Raw genomic sequence first — 23,107 nt, forward strand, 5'->3', positions numbered from 1 at the left:
GTCGTCACCCTCGCCATCCTCGTGTCCCGTTTACAACCGCACCAGCAGATGCTTGGCCATCATTCCGTGCAGGCGGCCGATGCCGCGGGCCAGGTGCAGCGTGGCGAACAGCAGCAGCACGCCGATCACGGCCAGCAGGGGCGTGACCCAGGCCGACAGCATCTGGATGCCGTCGATGTGGATGCCCACGTAGTCGCTGGAGAACAGCGCCGCCACCGGCGCCCAGATGAAGCCGATCGAGGTCGACAGCAGCGTGGTGGCGATCGTGAAGTAGACGATGCCCAGCGGCAGCATCAGCACGAAGTACAGCAGGGTCAGCCAGGTCCGCCCGTCGGTGAACATGTCGCCGATACGCTGCAGCCAAGTGCGGCTGCGGTCGGAGTACGTCGGCCGGCGCGGCATGCGCTCGCCCAGCAGCGCTTCCACCAGGCGCCCTTCCAGCAGTGACAGCCCGCGCACCGAGCCGAAGAACAACACCGCCACCGGGATGCCGATGATCAGCACCATCAGGCCCAGCGACAGCGACAGCCCGGTCACCACCCAGGTGAAGAAAAACGTGCCGGTGGCCAGCGACAGCAGCATGTAGAACAGCGCGCCGTAGGTGCGCGCCTCCAGTGCGACACCGAAGAAGCTGGCCAGCGCAGAGCGCGGCCTGGGCGGGGCATGCGGGGGCGGCACGGCGCCCATGCCGGGGCCGCTGGGCGCGGCCTGGCGCAGCGGTGCCGCGCCGGCGCTCGGCGTGCGCAGCGCGCGGTTCACCGTGATCTCGGTTTCGCGGTAGATCTCGGCAACCTCTTCCGGCGCCCCGTAGCTGCCGGCGACATCGGCGATCACCTCGGCCTCGCTGCGGCCCGGCTGCGCGGCCAACTCCGAGCGCAGGTATTCCTCGGCGTCGTAGAGCGCGTCCTGCACCATGGCCGGATCGGCGTCGTGCAGTGCCGCACGCAGCTGCGCCAGATACGCGGGAATGGTGGTCGGCAAGGCCCGACCGGCCACGGATTCGATGTTCATTCGGTTACCCCTTCCAGGACGGAATCGACGGAATCACGGGTGGCACGCCACGCGGCGGTCCAGTGCCGGAGCACTTCGCGCCCCGTGTCATTGATGCGGTAATAGCGACGCGGCGGACCGGCCACCGACGGTTCAACATGGCTTTCCAGCAACCCGGCCCCTTCCAGGTTGCGCAGCACCGGGTACAGCGCGCTCTGCTTGCCGCTCAACACGCCCTCGCCGACCCGCTCCAGCTCCTTGGCGATCAGGTAGCCGTACAGCGGCTCGCCCGCCCTGGCCAGCACCGCCAGCAAGGCCAGGGAGACCGTGCCGGAGCTGAGCTCTTTCTGGAACTTCTTGAGATGGACCTCGTGGTCGCTCATGGCGGTCTCCGCTAGCGTGGAGTCCACACTAGTCCGAAGTTCGCTATAGCGGATGTGTCGTTAGTCACCGTGCCGGTTGGGCAGGGCCGGGTGGCGGTGGCCGACGTGCTTCGCGCACAATCGGGGAACACCTTCCTGAACGGGTCTGCCATGTCGCCACGTCGTCCTGCCCTGCTTGCCCTCGCCCTGGCCTGCCTGCTGCCCCCCGTGGCCAGCGCCGCCACGCCCTACCGCAGCCCGCAGCAGATTCTGGACGCCTCGCCGGACAGCGACTGGCGCACACCGGACCCGGCCAACCTGCTGTACATGAACCTGCCCACCGGCCGGGTCATCATCGAGCTGGCCCCGGCCTTCGCGCCGCAACACGTGGCCAACATCCAGACGCTGGCCCACGAGCACTTCTGGGATGGCGAAAGCATCTACCGCGCGCAGGACAACTTCGTGGTGCAGTTCGGCGATGCCGACGCCGATGATGCCGCCAAGGCAAAGCCGCTCGGCAGCGCCAAACGCAAGCTCCCGGCCGAGTTCCAGCGCGACAGCAAGGGGCTCACGGTCAGCGTCCTGCCCGACCGTGACGGCTGGGCCGACCAGACCGGCTTTGTCGATGGTTTCCCGGTGGGACAGGACCGCAAGGACGGCAAGACCTGGCTGGCGCATTGCTATGGCGCGCTGGGCGCTGGTCGCAACAACGAGGAAGACAGCAGCATCGGTGCCGAGCTGTACGTCGTGACCGGGCAGTCACCGCGCCAGCTGGACCGCAACATCACCCTGGTCGGCCGCGTGCTGCAGGGCATGGAGCTGCTCAGCGCGCTGCCGCGTGGACCGGCACCGATGGGCTTCTACACCGACCCGGCGCAGCGCACCGCGATCCAGTCGGTCCAGCGCGCCAGCGATGTCCCGGCTGCGCAGCGACCCAGACTGCAGGTGCTGCGCACCGACTCCAGGACCTTCGCCGAGGCGACCGAAGCGCGCCGCAACCGCGTCGACGATTTCTACAAGCGCCCGGCCGACCACATCGACCTGTGCAACATCCCGGTACCGGTGCGCTGAGGATGAGATAACCGACGCGTCAGCGTCCGGATGCCCCGATAGAGCCACCCATGGGTCGCTGCACGCGGCCACGACGGCCTATCGCTGCGACACCGCCACGCTCCCAAGAATCAACACGCCCGCGATGATCATCGCGCCGGTCACCGGTTCGCCCAGGAACAGCCAGGCGAACAGGGCGCCGAACATCGGCACCAGGTAGGTCACGGTCGAAGCGCGGGCCGGGCCGATGCGGGCGATCAGGCGGTAGAACATCAGGAACGCCAGGCCGGTGCAGACCACGCCCAGCGCGATCGCGCAGGCCCAGGACAGCATCGGGATCGGTGCGGCCGGCCAGTGGGTCAGCGCCATCGGCAGCAGCAGGATCGCCGCGCAGCCCAGCGTGGCACCGGCAGAGGCGGCCGGCGGCAGGCCGGGTCATGTGGCGCTTCACCAGGTTGACGCCCAGCCCGTACAGCAACGCGGCCAGCGCACCGGCGACCACCGCTGCGCCGATGCTCAGCCCGGCAACCTTGACCGTGGCCAGCACGACCACGCCGGCAAAGCCGACCAGCAGGGCGATCGCGCGGCGCATGCCGATCTTTTCGCCGAAGAACAGGAAGGCAATCAGCGCGGCAAACAACACGGTCATGGCATTGCAGATCGCGCCGATCGCGGCCGGGGCGCGTTGTGCGGCCCAGGCGAACAGCACGAACGGAATGGCCGAGTTGATCACCCCGATGGGCGCCAACCACAACCAGCGCCGCGCCGGGAACTGCGCCCGCGCCTGCCACAGGAACGGCAGCAGCACCAAGGCACCAAGCAGCAGCCGTACCTCCACCAGCGCATAGGGCCCGAAGGCGGGCACGGCCACGCGCATGAACAGGAACGAGCAGCCCCAGATCGCGCCGAGCACGGTCAACTCCAGCGGCGTGCGCCAATCACGATCCACGCTGCCCGCCGCCAGCGGCGCCCCGCTCACGCCGGGTCTCCGCAAGGACGCTTACATGCTGGAGTAGCGGTAAAGGACGGCAACATGCGCGTGGATCCGGAGAGGAAGGGCGACAGCATCCGCCTGCCGTCGCGCGCCCACAAGCGCGTAGTATCCGTGCAAGCCACAAATATGATTTGGGTCTCGACCATGATCCTTCGCCCTGCCCTGCTGCCCGCGCTGGGGGTGTTCGCGGTGGCTGCGCGCCATCAGAATTTCGCCCGTGCCGCCCAGGAGCTGCACCTGACCGCCAGCGCGGTCAGCCACCATGTGCGCCGGCTGGAAGAGCTGCTGGGCACGGTCCTGTTCCAGCGCCACGCGCGCGGCGTGCGGCTGACCGCCGAGGGACGCCAATTGGCCGATGCGGCGGCCGCCGCGCTGAGCGATCTCAATGCCGTGGCCGGCAACCTCCACCCGCAGGCGGACATCGTGCCGCTGCGGGTCACCACCATCCGCTCGCTGTCGTACTGCTGGCTGATCCCGCGGTTGCCGCGCTTCACCCGACAGCATCCACGCATGCGCATCGAGCTGCAGACCAGCACGGAGCTGGTGCGCTTCGACGAGAGCGGCCCGGAGCTGGGCATCCGTTACGGCCTGGGCCAGTGGCCGGGAATGACCGCGCACCACCTGATGGACGACGAACTCTGCCCGGTCGCCTCGCCGGCATTGGCGGGGGTTTCGGCGCTGCGCGACGCCGCGCAGATCGCCGCGCTGCCCCTGCTCAGCGACATGTCCCCGCAGGGCTGGCGCGACTGGTTCCGCGCTGCCGGTGTCCGCGGCCTGGACCTGCCCTCGCTGCACACCTTCAGCGACAGCACCGATGCGATGCGCGCAGCGGTGTACGGCATCGGCGCGGTGCTGGCGCGCAAGCACATCGCACAACCCTATCTGCAGCGTTACGAACTGGTGCGCCTGCCTGGCCCTGCGCTCAAGGCACGCTACGCTTACTACGTGGTGCACGCCGAGCACCGTCCGCTCAGCCCGACCGCGCAGGCCTTCATGGATTGGCTCAAGCGCGAAGCGCTGGATGAGCGCACCCCGCTGCCGGCCCTGCCTGACGAACTGCTGGGCCTGCCACCCGCCGACCCGACGCGCGACTGAACCGGACACCACGGCCCAGCGCGCATCCTCACCCGACCTTTTCCGACCGCTGGCTAGGCTGGAGTCCCTTTCCCCGAGGCTCACCCCATGGCCCTGTTGCGACTGCGAATCACCGGCACCGAAGACGATGCGCGTGCCATCACCGACCTGCTGCAGAGCATCGAGGGGATCGAACACGTCGAAGAAACCGACGACCTGATGCCGCACATGGACGACGACGATTCCAGCTCGGCCGGCCTGTCCGATGACATCGGCCCGGGCACCCACGAACTGGAAGTGGAAGTCGGCAATGCGCTCGGCGCCCAGCGCGTGCGCGACGCCGTGCAGGAACTGGCGCTGGAGCTGGACGTCTTCGTGGAATACGAGCAGGACGAAGGCTAACTCGACCGTCGTGGCGCGCTGTCACGCGCGCCACGACAGGCAGGCTCAGCGTGCGGCCGCCGCAGCCTTGCGTCGCTTGCGGCGGCGCCACAGCGCCACGACCACGGCACCGACTGCCCAGGCCACCACACCAACCGGCAGCAGCGCGGCAACCGCGCGGATCACGAACGCGATGCTGGTGGTGACGATGGAGCCGAACTCACTGACCGCCTTGCCGATCTCGCTGCGGCTGCGCTGCCCGGCCGGGCCTTCGAAACGCATCGTGACCAGCTGGGTATCGATCCGGCGACGCTGCTGCGCGGCGTCCTTGTTGGCCTGTTCCAGCCCCGCTTCAATCTCGGCCATGCGCTGTGAGACCGCCAACAGATCGGCAACCTTCATGTCGCTGCGCTGCTGGTACGCCTGCAACTGGGCATGCTCCTTCTGCAGCCGCGCCTGGGTCAGCGCGGTATCGGCCACCTGCTGGGCAAGATCTTCGGCATGGGTATTGCGCGAGGCCACATCGCCGCCTTCACCGGCCAGGGCGATGATCGGCTCGACACCCTTGGGCGCGATGCGCACGCGGATCGAGCCGGAGCGGGTCTCACCGCCCTCTTCGCCCACCTGCAGCACGGCGCAGTCGCCGAACCGGTTGCTCTGGCACGCCTCGGACACGGCCTTGACCCGCTCGCTGATGCGCTTGGCATCGAGCTGGATGCGGAGGTCATGTTCATAGGCCAGGAACGCACCCTCCGGCGAGGCAACCGCTCCGGCGGCCGCATCGGCCGCGTAATCCTGTCCGCCGCGGCCACAGGCCACCAGGCCCAACAACAGCATCCCTGCCAGCCCGGCGCGGGCCCGTCGTGTCCATCCAGTCACAGTGCAGCTCCAGTCAATGCGATGATCTTCACGGCGCATGGTAATCCAATGGCACGGGGACAACGGGGGCCATCGGCCCTATGCTCGGGGATTGTCCCCAGTACAGGAACACCGATGCGCCAGCATCTGCTTGCCCTCGCCCTGATCGCCGCCCTTGGTGGCTGCCAGCAGGCCGACTCCCCTGCGCCCGCCACCGGCACCGAAACGGCTGCCCCCGCCGGCGATGCCGCGGTCGATACGGCCTTTGCCGATCTGTCCAAGCGCGCCCTGGACACCTGGATGCAGCTGTCCCCGATCAGCGCCACGCAGATCGGCGACCACCGCTATGACAGCGAGATCGATGACCTGAGCGCCGCCGGCCAGCAGAAGGTGCTGACCGCGTACAAGGCCCTGCTAGCCGACCTGGACAAGATCGACGTGAGCAAGCTCTCGCGCGAGAACCAGGTGGACGCGGCGATCCTGCGCAACCAGCTGCAGTCCGAAGTGTGGACCGCCGAAGTGCTGCAGTCGCCGAAGTGGGACCCGCAGATGTACAACGGCATGGCCGGCAGCGCGCTGTACGGCCTGATGGCGCGTGAGTTCGCGCCGCTGCCCGAGCGCCTGAAGTCGGCCACCGCGCGCATGGAGAAGCTGCCGCAGATCTTCGCCCAGGCCCGTGAGAACCTGGACCCGGCCCGCGTGCCGAAGATCCATGCCGAAACCGTGGCCAAGCAGAACCGCGGCATCCTGAGCATCGTCGATACCTTCATCACCCCGCACATCGGCGAACTCCCCGCCGAGGACCAGAAGCGCCTGCAGGCCGCGATCGAGGGCCTGAAGAAGGCCGTCGAGGAGCAGCAGACCTGGCTGGACAAGACCCTGGTGCCGAATGCCAAGGGCGACTTCCGCATCGGCGCGGACCTGTATGACCAGAAGCTCAAGTTCGCGCTGAACTCCTCGCTGTCGCGTGCCGAGATCGGCGAGCGCGCGCGTGCCGAACTCAAGCGCGTGCGCCAGGACATGTACGGCATCGCGCAGACCGTGCTCAAGGACAAGCCGGGCGCCCCGGCGCTGCCGGCCAACCCGAGTGACGAGCAGCAGCAGGCGGCGATCGAAGCCGCGCTGGAGCTGGCCTATGCCGACAAACCGGCCCGCGACAAGGTCGTTGAAGACGCCAAGGCCGCGCTGGAACAGTCCACCGAATTCGTGCGCAGGCATGACCTGATGACGCTGCCGGATTCACCGGTGGACATCATCCTGATGCCGGAATTCCAGCGCGGCGTGGCCGTGGCCTACTGCGATTCGCCGGGCCCGCTCGACAAGAACCTGAAGACCTTCTACGCGGTCTCGCCGATTCCCGACGACTGGACCGACAAGCAGGTCGATTCGTTCCTGCGCGAATACAACAGCCGCATGATCCACCTGCTGAGCATCCACGAAGGCACGCCGGGCCACTACCTGGAAGGCTGGCACTCGGGCAAGTTCCCCTCCACGCTGCGCGCGGTGCTGCGTTCGGGCCTGTTCGCCGAAGGCTGGGCGGTCTACACCGAGCGGATGATGCAGGAGCAGGGTTACCTGGACAACGATCCGCTGTTCCACCTGGTGCAGCTGAAGTTCTACCTGCGCACCATCTCCAACGCGATCCTGGACCAGGGCGTGCACGTGGACAACTGGACGCGCGAGCAGGCGATGCACCTGATGACCCACGACGCCTTCCAGCAGGAAAGCGAAGCCTCGGGCAAGTGGGTGCGTGCGCAGCTGACCTCCGCGCAGCTGCCCACCTACTTCGTCGGTGCGCAGGAGCACTTCGACACGCGCAAGGCCGTGCAGGACAAGCAGGGGGCCAAGTTCAACCTGAAGGCCTACCACGACCAGATGCTGTCCTACGGCGCGCCGCCGGTGCGTTTCGCGCGCCAGCTGATGCTGGACCAGCCGATCGAGTAAGTACTGCCTGGTTCCTCGTCAGACAGGCAAACGGCCCGGGGTGACCCGGGCCGTTTCTTTATCTGCACAGCGCCCGTGGATGCAGGTAACGGGCACGTGGGGCGAGTGCGACGTGGGTGAATCGAGGGTTACGCGTCGGCGGCCACGAATCCACCGGTCTGCCGCGCCCACAGACGGGCATACAAGCCGCCGGCCGCGATCAGTTCGGCGTGCGTGCCGGTCTCCACGATGCGGCCCTGATCCATCACCACCAGCCGGTCCATGCGCGCGATGGTGGACAGGCGGTGCGCGATCGCGATCACCGTCTTGCCGGTCATCAGTTCGTCCAGGTTGTCCTGGATCGCCGCTTCCACTTCCGAATCCAGCGCCGAGGTCGCCTCGTCCAGGACCAGGATCGGGGCGTCCTTGAGCAGCACCCGCGCGATCGCGATGCGCTGGCGCTGGCCACCGGACAGCTTCACCCCGCGTTCGCCGACGTGCGCGTCGTAACCCTGCCGTCCTTCGCCATCACGCAGGGTGTCGATGAAGGCCGACGCCCGTGCCTTGGCCACCGCGGCATGCAGCTGTTCCTCGGTCGCGTCCGGGCGGCCGTAAAGCAGGTTGTCGCGGATCGAGCGGTGCAGCAGCGAGGTGTCCTGGGTGACCACGCCGATCTGGCGGCGCAGGCTTTCCTGGGTGACACCGGCGATGTCCTGGCCGTCGATGCGGATCTGCCCGCTCTCCAGGTCGTACAGCCGCAGCAGCACGTTGACCAGGGTCGACTTGCCGGCACCGGAGGGGCCGACCAGACCGATCTTTTCACCGGGCTTCACCTGCAGGTCCAACCCGGCGATCACGCCACCGCTTTTGCCGTAGTGGAAATGGATGTGATCGAAATGCACGGCGCCCTGGCTGACCACCAGCGGCACGGCATCGGCGCGGTCCTGCACGGTGAGCGGCTGGGAGATGGTGGTGATGCCGTCCTGCACCGTGCCGATATCCTCGAAGATGCCGTTGATCGTCCACATGATCCAGCCGGACATGTTGTGGATGCGGATCACCAGGCCGGTGGCCAGGGTGATCGCACCGACCGTGATGTGCCCGCCGTTCCACAGCCACAGCGCCAGGCCGCAGGTGCCCACGATGAGGAAGCCGTTGACGATGGCGATGGTGACTTCCAGCCCGGTGGTGACCCGGGTCTGGCCGCGGTGCTTGACCGCCAGTTCGTCGATCGCCTCGGCCACGTAGGCCTGCTCGCGGCCGCCATGGGCGAACAGCTTCAGCGTGGGCACGTTGGTGTAGCCATCCACGATGCGGCCCATCGCCTTGGAGCGCGCCTCCGAGGCGATCCACGCGCGCTCTTTGGCCCGCGGCACGAAGTACCACATGATTACCGCATAGCCGGCCATCCACAGCCCCAGCGGAATCATCAGCCGCCAGTCGGCCTGCGCGAACAGGTACAGCGCGGTGCCGGTGTAGACGATGATGTACCAGAGCGAATCGACCATCTGCACGGCCGATTCGCGCAGCGAGGTACCGGTCTGCATGACCCGGTTGGCCATGCTGCCGGCGAAATCGTTCTGGAAGAAGCTCAGGCTCTGCCGCACCACGTAGTTGTGCATCAGCCAGCGCGAGCGGTTGCTCAACCCCGGCACGATCGCCTGGTTGACCAGCAGGCTGTGCAGCGAGACCAGCAGCGGCCGCGCAATCAGGGTGATGCCGGCCATCCACATCAACGTGTTGGCATGCCGGGCGAAGAAGTCGCTGCCGGGCTGCTCGGCGACCATGTCGACGATGCGGCCCAGGAAATCGAACATCGCCACTTCCACCAGCGCCAGCAGCAGCCCGGCGATCAACGTGGCCAGCAGCACCGGCCACACCGGACGCAGATAGTGGATGTAGAACGGCACCACCTTGCGCGGCGGCATGCGCCCATCGATCGGCGGGAAAACCGGAATCAGCGATTCGAACCAGCGGAACATCGCAGTGCACCGAAAACAAAACAGGCCGCGATTATCCCACCGCGGCCTGCCCTTTTACTCTCACCTCCATCACACGCCGGCGACGGGGTTCAGCCCTTGGTCTCCGGCGCGATCGGGGTCAGCAGCAGGTCCTGGAAATCGAAGCTGAAATCGGTCAGCGACGACACCGCCTGCATGCGCACCTCGCGGACCTTGCCGTCCGGATCCAGGCTGAAATTCACGAAGGCATCGGCATTGAGCGAACGGTCGTCCCAGCGCACCAGGAAGGTGTCGTGCTGCCAATGTTCCAGCGTGCCGATCAACTGCGCGGTCCTGCCGAAGCGCAGGCGCAGTTTGCCGCCCTGCTGTTCAACGAATACGTCGCCGTACCACGCGTCGCGGTAACCGCCCGCGTAGCGTGCCAGCGGCAGCGACGGCGTGGATTTCGCATCGCGCGCCGCCTGGTGCCTGGCCCAGCCCTCGTCCGCCTTCTCCTGCGACTTGGCCACGGCGGCCGCATAGGCGGCGACCCAGTCGGTGGCCGGCGCCTGCAGGTAGGCGTCCAGCGCTTCCATGGTGATTGCGTTGAAGGCGGCACCCACTTCCTGGTTGGTCAGCACCACGATGCCGAGCTTGTGCTCCGGCACCAAGGTCACGCGCGAGACCATGCCGGGCCAGCCGCCGGTGTGCCAGACCAGCTTCTGGCCGCGGTAATCACTCAGGCTCCAGCCCTCGCCATAACCGGCGAAATTCGGCCGTGCCGCCGCAAGCTGCGGCACGCTCGGCTCGGGCACGACCTGCGGGGTGATCATCTGCCACATCGCCTGCTGGGTCTTGGCGGTGAACAGCGCCTGGCCGTTCTCCAGCGTGCCCTGGGCCAATTGCACGTTCATCCAGCGCGCCATGTCATGCACGCTGGAATAGATGCCGCCGGCGCCGGCATTGTTGGACCAGGTCAGCGGTGCGACGGTGCGCAGCTGGCTGAAATCGTACTTGGCATGACCGACCGCGGCGTTGTCGCCGGGCTGCAGATGATCGGCGTTGTAACGTGTGCCGCGCATCCCCACCGGGGTGAAGATGTGCTGCTGCAGGAAGTCTGCATAGGTCTGCCCGGAGACCTGTTCGATCACCTGCTGGGCGACCGCGTAGAGAATGTTGTCGTAGGCGTAGCGATCACGGAACCCGGCCTTGAGCGGCACCTTGCCCAGACGCTGCACCACCTCTTTGTTGCTGTAGGAGGTGGTCGGCCAGAACAGCAGGTCGCCCGCGCCCAGGCTCAAGCCACTGCGATGCGAGAGCAGATCGCGGATCCGCATTTCGCCGGTCACATACGGATCGGACATGCGGAAGCCCGGCAGATGATCGATCACGCGATCGTCCATCTTCAGCTTGCCCTGCTCGGCCAGCAGGTTCAGCGAGGTCGCGGTGAACGCCTTGGTGTTGGAGGCAATCGCGAACAGCGTGTCGGCCTGGACCGGCGCCGGCTTGCCCAGCTCGCGCACACCGTAACCGCGTTCCATCACGACCTTGCCGTCCTTGACCACCGCCACGGCGATGCCGGGGATGTCGAACTCGGCGCGGGCCCGTTCGATGGTGGCGTCCAGCCGCTGCAGTTCGGCCGGCACGGCGGCCGATGCCAAGGGTGCGCATGCGAGCAGCACGGCGCCTCCGATCCAGGATGTGTTCAAGCAGTGTCTCCGGTTGCGTGTGGCGGGGGCGTCGAAGGTGCCGATGCCCCGGTTTCGCACGATGGTAACGCGGGCCGGATCAGGCTCGCCTGTGCCAGAAGGAGGCCCGCCATGACCGCGCCCGCGCAGACCACCGCTACGATCATTCCCTGCCTGCGCTACCGCGATGCACACGCCGCCATTGCCTGGCTGCAGCGCGCGTTCGGGTTCCAGCAACAGGCGGTGTACGCCGAGGGCGATATCGTCCACCACGCCCAGCTGGTGTATGGCCACGGCATGATCATGCTCGGGTCGGTCGACAACGCCAGCGAATGGGGCCGCTACAGCGTGCACCCCGATGAGGTCGGCGGCCGCCAGACCCAGACGGCCTGCGTGATCGTGGCCGACCCGGATGCGCATCATGCGCGCGCGGTTGCCGCCGGCGCCCGGATCGTGATCGACATCGCCGACCAGCCCTATGGCGGCCGTGGCTATGCCTGCCGCGATCCGGAGGGCTACCTGTGGTGGTTCGGCAGCTACGACCCGTGGGCCGGCCACGCGGGCGGCGCATGAGCGCACCGCCCGGCATCATCCGCACCGGTATCGGCGGCTGGGTCTTCCCGGCATGGCGTGGTGGCACCTTCTATCCGGCCGGGCTGCCGCAGCGCGAAGAGCTGGCCTATGCCAGCGAGCAGCTCGGCTGCATTGAAATCAACAGCACCTTCTACCGCGCGCAGAAGCCGGCCATCTATGCACAGTGGCGCGAACAGACGCCCGAGGGTTTCCGCTTCTCGGCCAAGGCGCCGCGCACGATCACCCAGACCCATGACCTGACCACCGTCGGCGAACGTGCCGAGCGCTTCATCGAGGGTATCAGCGCGCTGGAGGACCGGCTGGGGCCGCTGATCTGGCAGTTCGGCGAAAACCATCCGGCGACCGCGGCCGAGTTCGATGCGTTCCTGGGCATGCTTCCGCGCAAGGTTGGCGGCGAGCGCCTGCAGCACGCGCTGGAGGTTCGCAACCCGGCTGCCTGGACACCGGACCTGCTGGCTGCTGCCCGGGCGCACGGCGCCGCGCTGGTGTTCAGCGGCTCGGACGATTACCCCAGCTTCGCCGACCCGACCGCGGACTTCATCTATGCGCGGCTGATGCGCTCACGCGCCAACCTGCGTGCCGGCTATCCAGCGCGGGCGATGGAGCAGTGGTGCCTGCGTGCGATGCGCTGGGCGCGCGGCGAGGACAATGCAGACCTGCCCCACCTCGCCGCCGACGTGCCCGCGCAGTCGCCGCGCGAGGTCTATGTGCTGTTCATTGGCGCCGCCAAGCAGCGCAATCCCGGCGCGGCGATGGCCCTGCGCGACCAGCTGCGGCAGCTCGGCGGCGGCTGACCGTTCACCGCTGCCGGCGGCGCGCCGCGAGCGCCGCATCCAGCCACCACAGCAGGGCACCGGCCACAATGAACACCACCGCCACGGCCAGCACATTGCGCGCGACCAAGCCGATGCCCAGCGCGCCCAGGTCCAAGAACGGGTACGGGTACTGCCCGCTGAGCCGCCCGACCAGCAGCGCCCAGCCCAGATAAACGATCGGAATCGCCAGAACGCCGGCCAGCCCGCGCCGAGGCAGCCGGCCGTGCGGCCCGGCCAGCCAGCCCAGCAGATACATCACGGGCACCGCGTAATGCAGGCCGGCATCGGCCCACCATTGCGCGCCCTGCGGGTGCCACAGCGGACGCAGGATGATCACGTAGATCAACCCGGTGATGCCGATGAACAGCGCCACTGCCACGCGCGGGACCGGCGCGGCCAGGCCAGTGCGACGGCCGCAGGCCAGGGCAACGCAGACCACGGCCACCCCGATGTTGCTGAGGATGGTGAAGTAGCCCAGGTAGCGCAGCGTCGCCTCCGCTGCACCCGGGCCGGGGATGCGCAGCAGCAGGTGATACTGCAGCAGCAGCGAGGCCACTGCGACCACGGCGGTGAGGCCGGCCCAGGCGCGCAGCGCGGGTGGCGTTGTGGGGGCAAGGGAATCGCTGTGCAGAGGTGTCATGGGCGCAGGATGCCACGGCCCGGAAAAGATCACGTGGAAGGCGTCCGCCACGTCGCGGCTTGTCGCACAATACGCCGATGCCGATGACCGATACCCGCAGAGCCCTGCTGCAAATCCATTTCTGTGTGCTGCTGTGGGGCGTCACCGCCATCCTCGGCAAGCTGATCACCCTGCCCGCCCTGCCCCTGGTGTGGTGGCGCATGCTGCTGGTGGTGGCCATGCTGGCGCTGGTGCCACGGGTGTGGCGCGGGCTGCGGCAACTCTCGCCGCGATTGGTCGCCGGGTACTGCGGCGTCGGCGCGCTGGTCGCGCTGCATTGGCTCACCTTCTATGGCGCCGTGAAACTGGCCAATGCCTCGGTGGCCGCGACCTGCATCGCGCTGGCGCCGGTGTTCACGGCGGTGATCGAACCGTGGGTGGCCAAGCGACCCTTCCAGTTCCGCGAGCTGGCCTTCGGCATCCTGGTGCTGCCCGGCGTCGCACTGGTGGTGGGGGGCGTTCCCGATGGCATGCGCCTGGGCGTGCTCATCGGCGCACTGTCGGCATTGCTGGTGGCCGTCTTCGGCTCGCTCAACAAGCGCCTGGTCAGCCATGCCGACCCGCTCACCGTGACCGCGCTGGAACTCGGCGCGGGCACGCTCACCCTGACCCTGCTGGCGCCGGTGCTGCCCTTCCTGCTGCCAGCGCTGGCCAGCGACCTGTGGGTGATCCCGGACCTGCACGATGGCCTGCTGCTGTTGGCCCTGGCCGGTCTCTGCACGCTGCTGCCGTTTGCGCTGGCCCTGGTCGCGCTGCGCCACATCAGCGCCTACACCTCCCAGCTGGTGACCAATCTGGAACCGGTCTACGCGATCCTGCTGGCGATGGTGCTGCTCAGCGAGCAGCGTGAGCTGACGCCGCTGTTCTACGCCGGCGTGGCGATCATCGTCGGGGCGGTGTTCCTGCACCCGCTGCTCAACCGCCGTCGGAAGGTGCAGCACCCGGAAATCCTGGCAACCTCGGAAGCGCGCAACATCGCCGATTGAGCGCGCGTACCGGCCAACACCCGGCACGCCACGGACAAGGCCGTGCGCTTCAGTCGGCGCGCAGGACCCGGTTGCGGCCCTCGCCCTTGGCCCGGTACAACGCCGCGTCGGCCCGTGCCAGGGTCTGCTCGATCGCATCGCCATGGCGGTGCGCGGCCACCCCGATACTGATCGTCAACGGCAGGCCCAACGGCAGGTCGGCCACCGCCATGCGCAGGAAATCACACTGCAACTCAGCGGTGGCCAGCGGCGTATCGGGCATCAGCACTACGAATTCTTCGCCACCGTAACGCGCGGCCAGGCCGTGCCCGGCGAAATGCGCACGCAGCAGCCGGGCCAGTTCGGCCAGCACGTGATCGCCGGTGGCATGGCCGTAAAGATCGTTGACGGTCTTGAAGTGATCGATGTCCAGCAGGGCGACGGCCGTGGCGCGTGGCTGGCCGTCGGCGTCCACCACCGCCGCTTCCAGCGCAGTGCTCATCGCACGGCGGTTCGGCAGGCCGGTAAGCGGATCGGTGCGGCTCTGTTCGGCCAGGTCGGCGTTCTGCTGTTCCAGCAGTTCGTTGTACTCGGCCAGGCGCTGCTCGTACCAGGCGCGGTCGGTCATGTGCTGCTGTATCTCGTGCGCGTAGCGGCGCAGCTCCATCACCAGCGAGACCTGCCGGGACAACGCGGACAACGCATCGCGCTGGCCCGGGCTGAGCTGCCGGGGCGCCGCATCGAACACGCACAGGGTGCCCAGTGGCAGCCCCTCGCTGCTCAGCAGCGGCGCACCGGCGTAGAAGCGGACGTGCGGGTCATCGACCACCACCGGGTTGTCGAAGAAGCGCGGATCGTTGCGGGCATCCTCGACCACCATCACCTGGTCCGGCTGCAGGATGGCGTGGCCGCAGAAGGAGATGTCGCGACTGGTTTCGGCGGCCTCCAGCAGCTGGCGCGCCTTGAACCACTGGCGGTCCTGGTCGACCAGGGTGACCGCGCCCATGCGCGTGCCGCACAACGCCGTGGCGATCGTGACCAGATCGTCGAACGACCGCTCGCGGGGGGAATCCAGGATCTGGTAGCGCTGCAGCGCCAGCAGGCGCTGCGCTTCGTTGTCCGGCTTGGACGGCTTGATCATCGTGGCAGGCAGTAGCGTGTGCCTGCGCAGTCTAGCCCGAGTATCGCGCCATCACGTGACGCACAGCATCACCAGTCCAGCTGTTTGGGCAGCAGGCCCTTGAGCTCGGCGTCGGTGAGGTTGCGCCACTGGCCCGGCTTGAGCGCCCCGAGTTTGATGTTGTCGATGCGCACGCGGCGCAGCTGGGTGACCCGGAAGCCGAACGCAGCCGCCATCAGGCGGATCTGGCGGTTCAGGCCCTGCTGCAGGGTGATCCGGAACCCGAACTTGGCCAGCTTGCTGGTCCGGCACGGCAATGTGACTTCGTCACGGATGCGCACGCCGCGGGCCATGCCACGCAGGAACTCATCGGTGACGGCCTTGTTGACCGCGACCATGTATTCCTTCTGGTGGCCATTTTCGGCGCGCAGGATCTGATTGACGATGTTGCCGTTGCTGGTGAGCAGAATCAGACCTTCGGAATCCTTGTCCAGGCGGCCGATCGGGAAGATGCGCTGCTCGTGGCCGACGAACTCCACGATGTTGCCCTTGACCGAGCTTTCGGTGGTGCAGGTGATGCCCACCGGCTTGTTCAGCGCGATGTAGACGTGCTTGCGGCCACCGGCCTTCTTCGCTTCACGGGCGCGCAGCGGCTGGCCGTCGACCAGCACCACGTCCTGTTCGCCCACCACCGCACCGGTACCGGCCGGATGGCCGTTGACGGTGACGCGGCGCTCGCCGATCAGGCGGTCGGCTTCGCGGCGGGAACAGAAGCCGGTATCGGCGATATGCTTGTTGAGTCGGGTTGTCATCGGCCCATTATCGGGCAAAAGGTGGCCGCCGCTGCGTTTTTCCGCGTGCCGGTGGTTCAGGCCGGCAATGGATCGCAGGCGGTCGTGGTGCGTTCGCCGTCGTGGATCTGGTTGCGGCCGTTGCGCTTGGCGCAGTACATGGCGTGGTCGGCCCGGCGCAGCAACCCGGCCAGATCGTCGCTGCCCGGCTGGAGTACCGCCAGGCCGATGCTGGCCGAGACGGTCAGGCCCGGGATGCCCAGCGTCTGGGTCACCGCCGCCACCTGCTGACGGACCGTCTCCAGCCGGGCCACGGCCGCAGCATGGCCGGCACCGGGCAGCAGCACCAGGAATTCCTCACCGCCCATCCGGATCACATCGTCATGGTTGCGCACCGAGCCGCGCAGCGCGCGCGCCACCGCGACCAGCACCTGGTCGCCCACCTCATGCCCGAACTGGTCGTTGATGTCCTTGAACAGATCGATGTCCAGGAAGCCGATCGCCAGCGCATGCGGCTGCTGGCGCGCCCGTTCCAGGTACTGCGCGAGCAGCCGCAGGCCGGCGCGACGGTTGGGCAGGCCGGTGAGCACGTCGGTGTCGGCCAGCTGGCGCATTTCATCGCGCTGGCGGCGCAGCCTGCCCAGCCGGAGATTCAGGGCGTAGGCGGCCATCATCAAGAACCAGGTGGCCGACAACTGCAGCGCTTCGATCCGATAGGCCATCAGCCAGCGCGCGTCCAGCGCGTCGGCCCCGATCATGATCCACCAGGGGGCCAGCGCGGCCAGCCCCGGCAGCGCATGCGCATCGCCCCGCCACAGCCCCCACAGGCCCGCACCGAGGCACAGCGTGCAGACGACCAGGAAACTGCCTTCCAGCGCTGCCGCCCCGGCGCTCAGCCCGTCCAGCCCCCAGAGCGGCACGCTCAGCCCGAGCGCGATCAGGCCCCACAGCACGAGGTGCTGTGCCGGACGCGAGCGCGGCCAGCGCCGGTCACCGCCGGTGAGGCGCCACAGGATCGGCAGCAGCAAGGCCTGGCTGAACGCGGTGAGTGCGATCAGCCACCAGGAGGCGCGGTCGTGCACCGGCAACCACGGCTCGGGATAGCCGCTCAGCCCGCCAAGCACCGCCTGCCAGAGCACGAACACAATGCAGGCGCCGACATACACCAGGAAAGACCGGTCGCGGGTGGTGGCCCAGCCCATCAGCGCAGACAGCGCCAGGGCGATCGCCACGGCGATGCAGGCTGCGCGCACCAGCAGCCGGGCGGTGTCGTTCTGCTGCACCGGACTGGGCGCGCCAAGCTGGATGGTCGGTACCCAGCGCGGCTTCAGCGGCCGGGTCCAGGACACCACGATCGGCTCGTGATCGCCGGCCTTGGGCACCACCACCAACCCGACCCCGGCCCGGAAGCGCGAATCGCGCGTGCGGGCATCGTGCATGCTGCCGCAGATCTCGCGGTCGCCATGGCTGATGCGGACCTCGCCGGTGAGGACCCCGAATACGTCCACGGCCTGTGGCTTGCCCGACCAGCCGGCGGCGGGCGCCGGGATCGAGAGCACTTCCTGGTGGCGTGCCAGTACATCCGGCGCGCAGGCGCGCTGCGGCGTCACCTCATCGGTGGCCCCGCCCAGCAACAGGAAGTCCTGCCCCACGCGCGGCGCCGCCTGCAGGCTACAGGGCAACAGCCACAGCAGCACCAGCGCGAACGCCATCCACCCGATTGAGTCACCGCCCCCGTTGCTCACACCTGCGTCCTGCCCGCCCGTGTTCGTCCGCGCACACCGTGTCCGGAACCGTCGGCGGCGATTATCGCATCATGGCATGCCCCGCCAGGCGTCGGAGGACAGGCCCGCGCGCACCGGCCGTATCGCCAGCTGGGTCATCCGCTCCAGCGGGATCGGGCGCTCGATCGCATACCCCTGCAAACCCTCCACGCCCATCTGCGCCAGCTGGTCGGCCACCACCGCCGATTCGACCCACTCGGCGACGACCATCATGTGCAGCTCGCGGCCCACCTCGGTGATCGCGCGCACGGCGGCGCGGTTGACCGGATCCACGTTCATGTCGCGCACGAACACGCCATCGATCTTGAGCATGTCTGCCGGCAACTGGCGCAGATAGCCGAACGAGGACAACCCCGAGCCGAAATCATCCAGCGCCATGCGGCAGCCGCGCGCCTTGACCGCGTCGATGAAGGCACGCGCCTGGGCCAGGTTGCTGACCGCGGCGGTTTCGGTGATTTCAAAGCAGAGCTTGCGGGCCAGGCCGCGGTTGCGTTCCAGCAGATCGGTGACGAAGGCCAGGAAGCTGGGCTCGGCGATCGACTGCGCCGACACGTTGACGTTGCACAGGCCCAGTTGCTGCACGTGGCTCGGGCACACCTGCAGATGCCGGAACAGCAGCGACAACACGTGCCGGTCCAGCGCCATACCCATGCCGTAACGTTCCACCGCGCCCATGAACTCGGCCGGCCCCTGCAGGGCACCCTCCGGGCTGCGCATGCGCACCAGCACTTCGTAGTGCAGGAACTCCGGATCGCCGACCCGCTCGATGCGCTGGGCATACAGCAGCATGCGGTTCTCGGCCATCGCGCTGGAGACATTGGCCAAGCGCTCGGCTTCGCGCCGACGTTCGTCCAGCGCCATGCGGCTTTCGTTGTAGCAATGCACACGGTTGCGACCGGCCTCCTTGGCGGCATAGCAGGCGCTGTCGGCCGCGCTCATCAGCCAGTTCACATCCGGTACCTCGGCAGTCACTTCCACCACGCCGACGCTGCAGCTCACCCGGGGGGCGCCGTCGCCGTGATGCAGGCTGACCTGGCCCAGCGTGCGGATCACCCGTTGCAGCACCTGCTTGGCCTCGTCCTGGCCGGCGTTGGCCAGGAACAGGGCAAACTCGTCCCCGCCCAGGCGGCCCACCCAGTCGCCATCGCGCACGGCGCCGACCAGGTAATCGGCGAAACTGCGCAGCAGCTGGTCGCCCGCGGCATGGCCGAGCCCGTCGTTGACCAGCTTGAAGTAATCCAGATCGATGTAGCACAGCGAGTGGATCCCGCCCTCGGCGCGTACCGCCACAGCGCCTGATCGAGCAGCCGCTCGATCTCGCGGCGGTTGATCAGCCCGGTCAGCGGGTCATGACTGGCGTGGTGTTCCACTTCCCGCGCCAGCGCATGGTTCTGCGAGACATCCTCCACCAGCGCGAACACCGCCGGCGCGCGCCCCCGGGTATGCACCACCGTCCCGCTCCAGCGCCCCCACATCAGGCTGCCATCGGCGCGCAGGAAGCGCAGCTCGCCCGGGCGCAGCTGGCGTGGCCAGTCGATCCGGCCGCGCTCGTCCAAGACCAGCTCCCCCTCCACCAGCAGATCGGCCAGCGACAGGCTGAGCAGCGCCTCACGGCGATGGTCGAGGATATCGGCCATGGCCTGGTTGGTCTCCATGATGCCGCCCTCCTCGTCGAGCTTGAGCATGCCGACCGTGGCCTGGTAGAACGCCGCGCGGAACCGGCTTTCCTGCTCGGTCAGGTCGTTGCGCACACGCCGCGCGAGCAGCACCGCGATCAGCGTGATCGCCAGCACCGACAGCCCCCCGACGATGAAGGTGGTCATGCGCACCATCGCCGCGGTATGCAGCAACGCGCTGGAGAACGCCCGCGCCTGGTTCTGCATGTCCACGTCCAGCGCCTGCACCCGGCGCAGCAGTGCCTGCTGTACCGCCGGGGTCAGGCTGCCGGCGGCATGTCCGGCCTGGACCCGGTCGGTGATGGCCACCAGCTGCAGCAGATCGTCGTCGGTGTCGCGCCACAGGCGCACCGCGTCGCGGAAATACGGCTGATCGCGCAGGTAGCGATACGACAGGATCAACCGGTTGATGTCGCCGCGGGCGTTGCCGCCTTCGATGAAGCCCCGGCGTGCGGCGGCGATGTCCGGGGCGGCCTGTTCCAGTGCACGGCGGGCGATGAGGTCGCCCAGCGGCACCCGCAGCTCCTGCCGGGTCAGCGCAAGATCGGCCGGATCGGCCGAGGTGATGTACCGCGACAGCGCGTGGGTGGCCTGTTGCTGGCCGCGCGACCAGTGGCTCTGGCCCATGATCCATGCGGTGGAGGCCGCCTGCAGCTCCTGGATCAGGGCGGAAATGCCGACCAGGCCGATGGCCATGCCGGTCAACAGCACGAAGCGCAGGGTCAGGCCCCGCATGGAATACGGTATCGCGGTGCCGCCACTCTCCCTGCGACCTCCATACATCGCCGATCCCCCCCGGGGCTGCGGATGTGGAAACTCATTCCATTGGAGCATGGTCCAACCCGCAGGCTAGGGCCAGTGTTGTTGAGACGGCGCGAAACCGGCAGCCAGGGACGCGGGGGCCGGAAACGACGACGCCAGCCCGGAGGCTGGCGTCGCGTCGATCACCCGAGGGGGATCAGAAGTTGCGCGGACCGCGCGGCTTGAAGCCATCACGGCGCGGCGGACGGTCGTTGCCGCCGGGACCGCTGCGCGGGCCACCCGGACCACGCGGCTTGCCCTGGCCGAACTTCGGCTTGAACGCCGGACGCGGCGACGGGGTCAGGTCTTCACCCGGCTCGACCTTGCGCATCTGAAGCTGCTGGCCCGAGACCCACACCTTCTTCAGGTGGGTCAGCAGGTCCTGCGGCATTTCGGCCGGCAGGTCCAGCACCGAGAAGTCGTCGTGGATGTCGATGCGGCCGATGAAGCGGCTTTCCAGCCCGGCTTCGTTGGCGATCGCGCCGACGATGTTGCCCGGCTTCACGCCGTGCACGTGGCCCACTTCGATGCGGAAGGTTTCCATGCCCGGCTCGGCGGCACCGCGCGGGGCGATGTCACGGCGCGGGGCGCGCTCGAAGCCGCCTTCGCTGTTGCCGAAGTCGCCTTCCGGACGCGGCGGGCGCGGGCCGCGGTCGTCTTCACGACGCGGGCCACGCTCGAAGCGCGGCTCGAAACGGGCCGGGCGCTCGCCACGGTCGTTGCTGCGCTCGTTGCGCTGGTGCGGCGCACGCTCTTCACGGGCACCACGCACCGGCGGGGTCAGCAGGAACGGCGAATCGCCCTGCAGCAGCTTGGCCAGCGCGGCGGCGATGTCGATCGCCGGCACGTTCTTCTCGCCTTCCAGCTTCTGCAGCAGGTCGCGGTAGAACTCGGTACCACCGGCATCCAGGACATCGCTGATGCGGCTCATGAACTTGGTGATGCGGGTATCGTTGACCGCATCCACGCTCGGCAGCTGCATTTCTTCGATCGGCTGGCGGGTGGCGCGCTCGATCGCACGCAGCATGCCCTTTTCGCGCGGGGTGGCGAACAGGATCGCGTCACCGGTGCGGCCGGCACGACCGGTACGGCCGATGCGGTGCACATAGCTTTCGGTGTCGTACGGGATGTCGTAGTTCAGCACGTGGCTGATGCGCTCCACGTCCAGGCCACGGGCAGCCACGTCGGTGGCCACCAGGATGTCCAGCTTGCCTTCCTTGAGCATGCCGATGGTGCGTTCGCGCTGGGCCTGCTGCATGTCGCCGTTGATGGCGGCCGCGGCCAGGCCACGTGCCTGCAGCTTCTCGGCCAGCTCTTCGGTGGCCGCCTTGGTACGCGAGAAGATGATCATCGCGTCGAAGGGTTCCACTTCCAGGATGCGGGTCAGCGCGTCCAGCTTGTGCATGCCGCTCACCCACCAGTAGCGCTGGCGGATGTTGGCCGAGGTCGTCGTCTTGCTGACGATGGTGACTTCAGCCGGGTTCTTCAGGTAGGTCTGCGCGATGCGGCGGATCTGCGACGGCATGGTGGCCGAGAACAGGGCGACCTGGCGGGTCTCCGGCAGCTTCTTCAGCACGGCTTCGACGTCGTCGATGAAGCCCATGCGCAGCATTTCATCGGCTTCGTCCAGCACCAGCGTCTTCAGCTCGGACAGGTCCAGGGTGCCGCGCTCGAGGTGATCGATCACACGGCCCGGGGTACCGACGATGACGTGCACGCCACGGCGCAGGGCCTGCAGCTGCTGGCCATACGGCTGGCCGCCGTACACCGGCAGCACGCGGAAGCCCGGAATGCCGGAGGAATAGGTCTGGAACGCCTCGGCGACCTGGATGGCCAGTTCGCGGGTCGGTGCCAGCACCAGCACCTGCGGCTTGGTCTGGTTGAAATCGAGGTTGGACAGCACCGGCAGTGCGAAGGCGGCGGTCTTGCCGGTACCGGTCTGGGCCTGGCCCAGCACGTCACGGCCTTCCAGCATCGCCGGAATGGTGGCGGCCTGGATCGGCGAGGGGGTTTCGTAACCGACGGTGGCGACGGCCTGCATGACAGCGTCGGACAGGCCGAGATCTGCAAACCGCAGCGGCGTGGTGGAATCTTGGGACATGGGGAACTCCGAAACACCGCCGTTTTACGCGGCAGTGAGATAAAAAAGGGGGATGGTCCGCGCTTTGGGCGCCCTTTCTTATTGCGTGCCCTGGCGCTGCTCGGTCGGAGGAGAATTCACTCACTCAGGGGGCGATGATACCGCATCGTTCCTGAACAACGCGTACAGATTGCCACGTGGATGCCGTTCTGCCGCGTGCTGGCGCACAATACGCGCCCTCTCCCGGCCGGGCCCAACGCCCGCGCCCCTTCCCAGGATACCCGTTTTCATGCAGACCCTCGAATTTGAACTGGACCGCGACTACGTCGAGCTCAAGCAGCTGCTCAAGCTGGCCGACCTGGTCACCAGCGGGGGCGAAGCCAAGACCGTGATCGGCGACGGCCAGGTCCTGGTGGATGGTGAAGTGGAGCTGCGCAAGGCCTGCAAGATCCGCGCGGGCCAGCAGGTGCAGTTCGCCGACACCGTCATCCACGTGATCGCCGACAGCGACGCGCCCTGACCCTGTGTGACGACCAACGGTC

The 23,107-nt window shown here is 68.0% G+C and carries 18 protein-coding genes and 2 pseudogenes; 8 read left to right on the forward strand and 12 right to left on the reverse strand.

All coding sequences use genetic code 11. The annotated features are described in order from the left end of the window. Positions 1-30 precede the first annotated feature (30 nt). Positions 31-1,011: a sensor domain-containing protein gene (locus tag NJD74_RS02785; protein WP_319623624.1), complete on the reverse strand. Its 981-nt coding sequence runs from the start codon at positions 1,009-1,011 to the stop codon at positions 31-33. After that, positions 1,008-1,373 carry a PadR family transcriptional regulator gene (locus NJD74_RS02790; protein ID WP_070473296.1) on the reverse strand — a complete coding sequence of 122 codons (366 nt, stop codon included), beginning with the start codon at positions 1,371-1,373 and terminating at the stop codon, positions 1,008-1,010. Before NJD74_RS02790 ends, NJD74_RS02785 begins: the two co-directional genes overlap by 4 nt. A gap of 150 nt (positions 1,374-1,523) precedes the next feature. On the opposite strand from NJD74_RS02790, the gene NJD74_RS02795 reads away from it, so the two are divergent. Further along, positions 1,524-2,423, forward strand: a complete 900-nt coding sequence (locus tag NJD74_RS02795) for a peptidylprolyl isomerase (RefSeq protein ID WP_070473299.1) — start codon at positions 1,524-1,526, stop codon at positions 2,421-2,423. 78 nt (positions 2,424-2,501) lie between these two features. Here the strand turns inward: NJD74_RS02795 and NJD74_RS02800 are convergent. After that, a pseudogene (locus NJD74_RS02800) lies at positions 2,502-3,381 on the reverse strand (DMT family transporter). 159 nt (positions 3,382-3,540) lie between these two features. Here NJD74_RS02800 and NJD74_RS02805 point away from each other — a divergent pair. Continuing rightward, positions 3,541-4,491, forward strand: a complete 951-nt coding sequence (locus NJD74_RS02805) for a LysR substrate-binding domain-containing protein (RefSeq protein ID WP_319623625.1) — start codon at positions 3,541-3,543, stop codon at positions 4,489-4,491. Positions 4,492-4,578: 87 nt separating this feature from the next. Continuing rightward, complete coding sequence (locus tag NJD74_RS02810; RefSeq protein WP_019184421.1) at positions 4,579-4,872, forward strand: hypothetical protein; 294 nt, start codon at positions 4,579-4,581, stop codon at positions 4,870-4,872. 45 nt (positions 4,873-4,917) lie between these two features. Here NJD74_RS02810 and NJD74_RS02815 read toward each other — a convergent pair whose 3' ends face one another. After that, entirely contained in the window at positions 4,918-5,688 is a 771-nt protein-coding gene (locus NJD74_RS02815) for a DUF4349 domain-containing protein (protein WP_083279873.1), read from the reverse strand. A 156-nt stretch (positions 5,689-5,844) separates the two neighbouring features. Between NJD74_RS02815 and NJD74_RS02820 the strand changes: the two genes are divergently transcribed. Further along, positions 5,845-7,653, forward strand: coding sequence for a DUF885 domain-containing protein (locus NJD74_RS02820; protein WP_319623626.1), 1,809 nt, complete (start codon positions 5,845-5,847; stop codon positions 7,651-7,653). A gap of 128 nt (positions 7,654-7,781) precedes the next feature. Here NJD74_RS02820 and smrA read toward each other — a convergent pair whose 3' ends face one another. Both smrA and NJD74_RS02830 read right to left on the reverse strand, forming a co-directional pair. Further along, positions 7,782-9,614, reverse strand: a complete 1,833-nt coding sequence (gene smrA, locus NJD74_RS02825) for a multidrug efflux ABC transporter SmrA (RefSeq protein ID WP_046272060.1) — start codon at positions 9,612-9,614, stop codon at positions 7,782-7,784. A gap of 89 nt (positions 9,615-9,703) precedes the next feature. After that, the gene (locus NJD74_RS02830; protein WP_070473307.1) at positions 9,704-11,281 is read right to left on the reverse strand and encodes a serine hydrolase; all 1,578 of its coding nucleotides are present in this window, start codon (positions 11,279-11,281) and stop codon (positions 9,704-9,706) included. A 111-nt stretch (positions 11,282-11,392) separates the two neighbouring features. Here NJD74_RS02830 and NJD74_RS02835 point away from each other — a divergent pair, with 111 nt between their 5' ends. Together NJD74_RS02835 and NJD74_RS02840 are read left to right on the forward strand one after the other, a co-directional pair. After that, positions 11,393-11,833, forward strand: coding sequence for a VOC family protein (locus NJD74_RS02835; protein ID WP_019184426.1), 441 nt, complete (start codon positions 11,393-11,395; stop codon positions 11,831-11,833). Beyond that, positions 11,830-12,648, forward strand: coding sequence for a DUF72 domain-containing protein (locus NJD74_RS02840; RefSeq protein ID WP_102789172.1), 819 nt, complete (start codon positions 11,830-11,832; stop codon positions 12,646-12,648). Before NJD74_RS02835 ends, NJD74_RS02840 begins: the two co-directional genes overlap by 4 nt. A 4-nt stretch (positions 12,649-12,652) precedes the next feature. On the opposite strand, the gene NJD74_RS02845 is transcribed toward NJD74_RS02840, so the two are convergent. Continuing rightward, a complete protein-coding gene (locus NJD74_RS02845) occupies positions 12,653-13,309 on the reverse strand; it encodes a Pr6Pr family membrane protein (RefSeq protein WP_070473311.1) in 657 nt (218 codons plus the stop codon). A 77-nt stretch (positions 13,310-13,386) separates the two neighbouring features. Between NJD74_RS02845 and NJD74_RS02850 the strand changes: the two genes are divergently transcribed. After that, on the forward strand, positions 13,387-14,334 hold the full coding sequence (locus tag NJD74_RS02850) for a DMT family transporter (protein WP_019184429.1): 948 nt from the start codon (positions 13,387-13,389) through the stop codon (positions 14,332-14,334). 49 nt (positions 14,335-14,383) lie between these two features. Here NJD74_RS02850 and NJD74_RS02855 read toward each other — a convergent pair whose 3' ends face one another. The 5 genes and pseudogenes from NJD74_RS02855 to NJD74_RS02875 form a co-directional block, all read right to left on the reverse strand. Next, the gene (locus NJD74_RS02855) at positions 14,384-15,454 is read right to left on the reverse strand and encodes a sensor domain-containing diguanylate cyclase (protein ID WP_019184430.1); all 1,071 of its coding nucleotides are present in this window, start codon (positions 15,452-15,454) and stop codon (positions 14,384-14,386) included. A 68-nt stretch (positions 15,455-15,522) separates the two neighbouring features. Next, a complete protein-coding gene (locus tag NJD74_RS02860) occupies positions 15,523-16,245 on the reverse strand; it encodes a pseudouridine synthase (protein WP_019184431.1) in 723 nt (240 codons plus the stop codon). Between the two features lie 56 nt (positions 16,246-16,301). Continuing rightward, positions 16,302-17,936 carry a diguanylate cyclase gene (locus NJD74_RS02865; RefSeq protein ID WP_102789171.1) on the reverse strand — a complete coding sequence of 545 codons (1,635 nt, stop codon included), beginning with the start codon at positions 17,934-17,936 and terminating at the stop codon, positions 16,302-16,304. 102 nt (positions 17,937-18,038) lie between these two features. Further along, positions 18,039-20,467, reverse strand: a pseudogene (locus NJD74_RS02870) (EAL domain-containing protein). A 175-nt stretch (positions 20,468-20,642) separates the two neighbouring features. Then, positions 20,643-22,586, reverse strand: coding sequence for a DEAD/DEAH box helicase (locus tag NJD74_RS02875; RefSeq protein WP_070473318.1), 1,944 nt, complete (start codon positions 22,584-22,586; stop codon positions 20,643-20,645). 268 nt (positions 22,587-22,854) lie between these two features. Between NJD74_RS02875 and NJD74_RS02880 the strand changes: the two genes are divergently transcribed. Continuing rightward, positions 22,855-23,085, forward strand: coding sequence for an RNA-binding S4 domain-containing protein (locus tag NJD74_RS02880; RefSeq protein ID WP_019184435.1), 231 nt, complete (start codon positions 22,855-22,857; stop codon positions 23,083-23,085). Positions 23,086-23,107: the final 22 nt, after the last annotated feature.

The sequence above is a fragment of the Stenotrophomonas sp. RG-453 genome, assembly GCF_033843685.1.
GTDB classification, from domain to species: domain Bacteria; phylum Pseudomonadota; class Gammaproteobacteria; order Xanthomonadales; family Xanthomonadaceae; genus Stenotrophomonas; species Stenotrophomonas bentonitica_A.

Excerpts from the sequence above, each read along its gene's own strand:
- NJD74_RS02850 (WP_019184429.1), top strand. The coding sequence starts at position 13,387 with ATGCCGATGACCGATACCCGCAGAGCCCTGCTGCAAATCCATTTCTGT.
- NJD74_RS02865 (WP_102789171.1), bottom strand. The coding sequence starts at position 17,936 with ATGGCGTTCGCGCTGGTGCTGCTGTGGCTGTTGCCCTGTAGCCTGCAG.
- NJD74_RS02835 (WP_019184426.1), top strand. The coding sequence starts at position 11,393 with ATGACCGCGCCCGCGCAGACCACCGCTACGATCATTCCCTGCCTGCGC.
- NJD74_RS02855 (WP_019184430.1), bottom strand. The coding sequence starts at position 15,454 with ATGATCAAGCCGTCCAAGCCGGACAACGAAGCGCAGCGCCTGCTGGCG.
- NJD74_RS02790 (WP_070473296.1), bottom strand. The coding sequence starts at position 1,373 with ATGAGCGACCACGAGGTCCATCTCAAGAAGTTCCAGAAAGAGCTCAGC.
- NJD74_RS02785 (WP_319623624.1), bottom strand. The coding sequence starts at position 1,011 with ATGAACATCGAATCCGTGGCCGGTCGGGCCTTGCCGACCACCATTCCC.
- NJD74_RS02810 (WP_019184421.1), top strand. The coding sequence starts at position 4,579 with ATGGCCCTGTTGCGACTGCGAATCACCGGCACCGAAGACGATGCGCGT.
- NJD74_RS02820 (WP_319623626.1), top strand. The coding sequence starts at position 5,845 with ATGCGCCAGCATCTGCTTGCCCTCGCCCTGATCGCCGCCCTTGGTGGC.
- NJD74_RS02860 (WP_019184431.1), bottom strand. The coding sequence starts at position 16,245 with ATGACAACCCGACTCAACAAGCATATCGCCGATACCGGCTTCTGTTCC.
- smrA (WP_046272060.1), bottom strand. The coding sequence starts at position 9,614 with ATGTTCCGCTGGTTCGAATCGCTGATTCCGGTTTTCCCGCCGATCGAT.
- NJD74_RS02880 (WP_019184435.1), top strand. The coding sequence starts at position 22,855 with ATGCAGACCCTCGAATTTGAACTGGACCGCGACTACGTCGAGCTCAAG.
- NJD74_RS02795 (WP_070473299.1), top strand. The coding sequence starts at position 1,524 with ATGTCGCCACGTCGTCCTGCCCTGCTTGCCCTCGCCCTGGCCTGCCTG.
- NJD74_RS02805 (WP_319623625.1), top strand. The coding sequence starts at position 3,541 with ATGATCCTTCGCCCTGCCCTGCTGCCCGCGCTGGGGGTGTTCGCGGTG.
- NJD74_RS02845 (WP_070473311.1), bottom strand. The coding sequence starts at position 13,309 with ATGACACCTCTGCACAGCGATTCCCTTGCCCCCACAACGCCACCCGCG.
- NJD74_RS02875 (WP_070473318.1), bottom strand. The coding sequence starts at position 22,586 with ATGTCCCAAGATTCCACCACGCCGCTGCGGTTTGCAGATCTCGGCCTG.
- NJD74_RS02840 (WP_102789172.1), top strand. The coding sequence starts at position 11,830 with ATGAGCGCACCGCCCGGCATCATCCGCACCGGTATCGGCGGCTGGGTC.
- NJD74_RS02815 (WP_083279873.1), bottom strand. The coding sequence starts at position 5,688 with ATGCTGTTGTTGGGCCTGGTGGCCTGTGGCCGCGGCGGACAGGATTAC.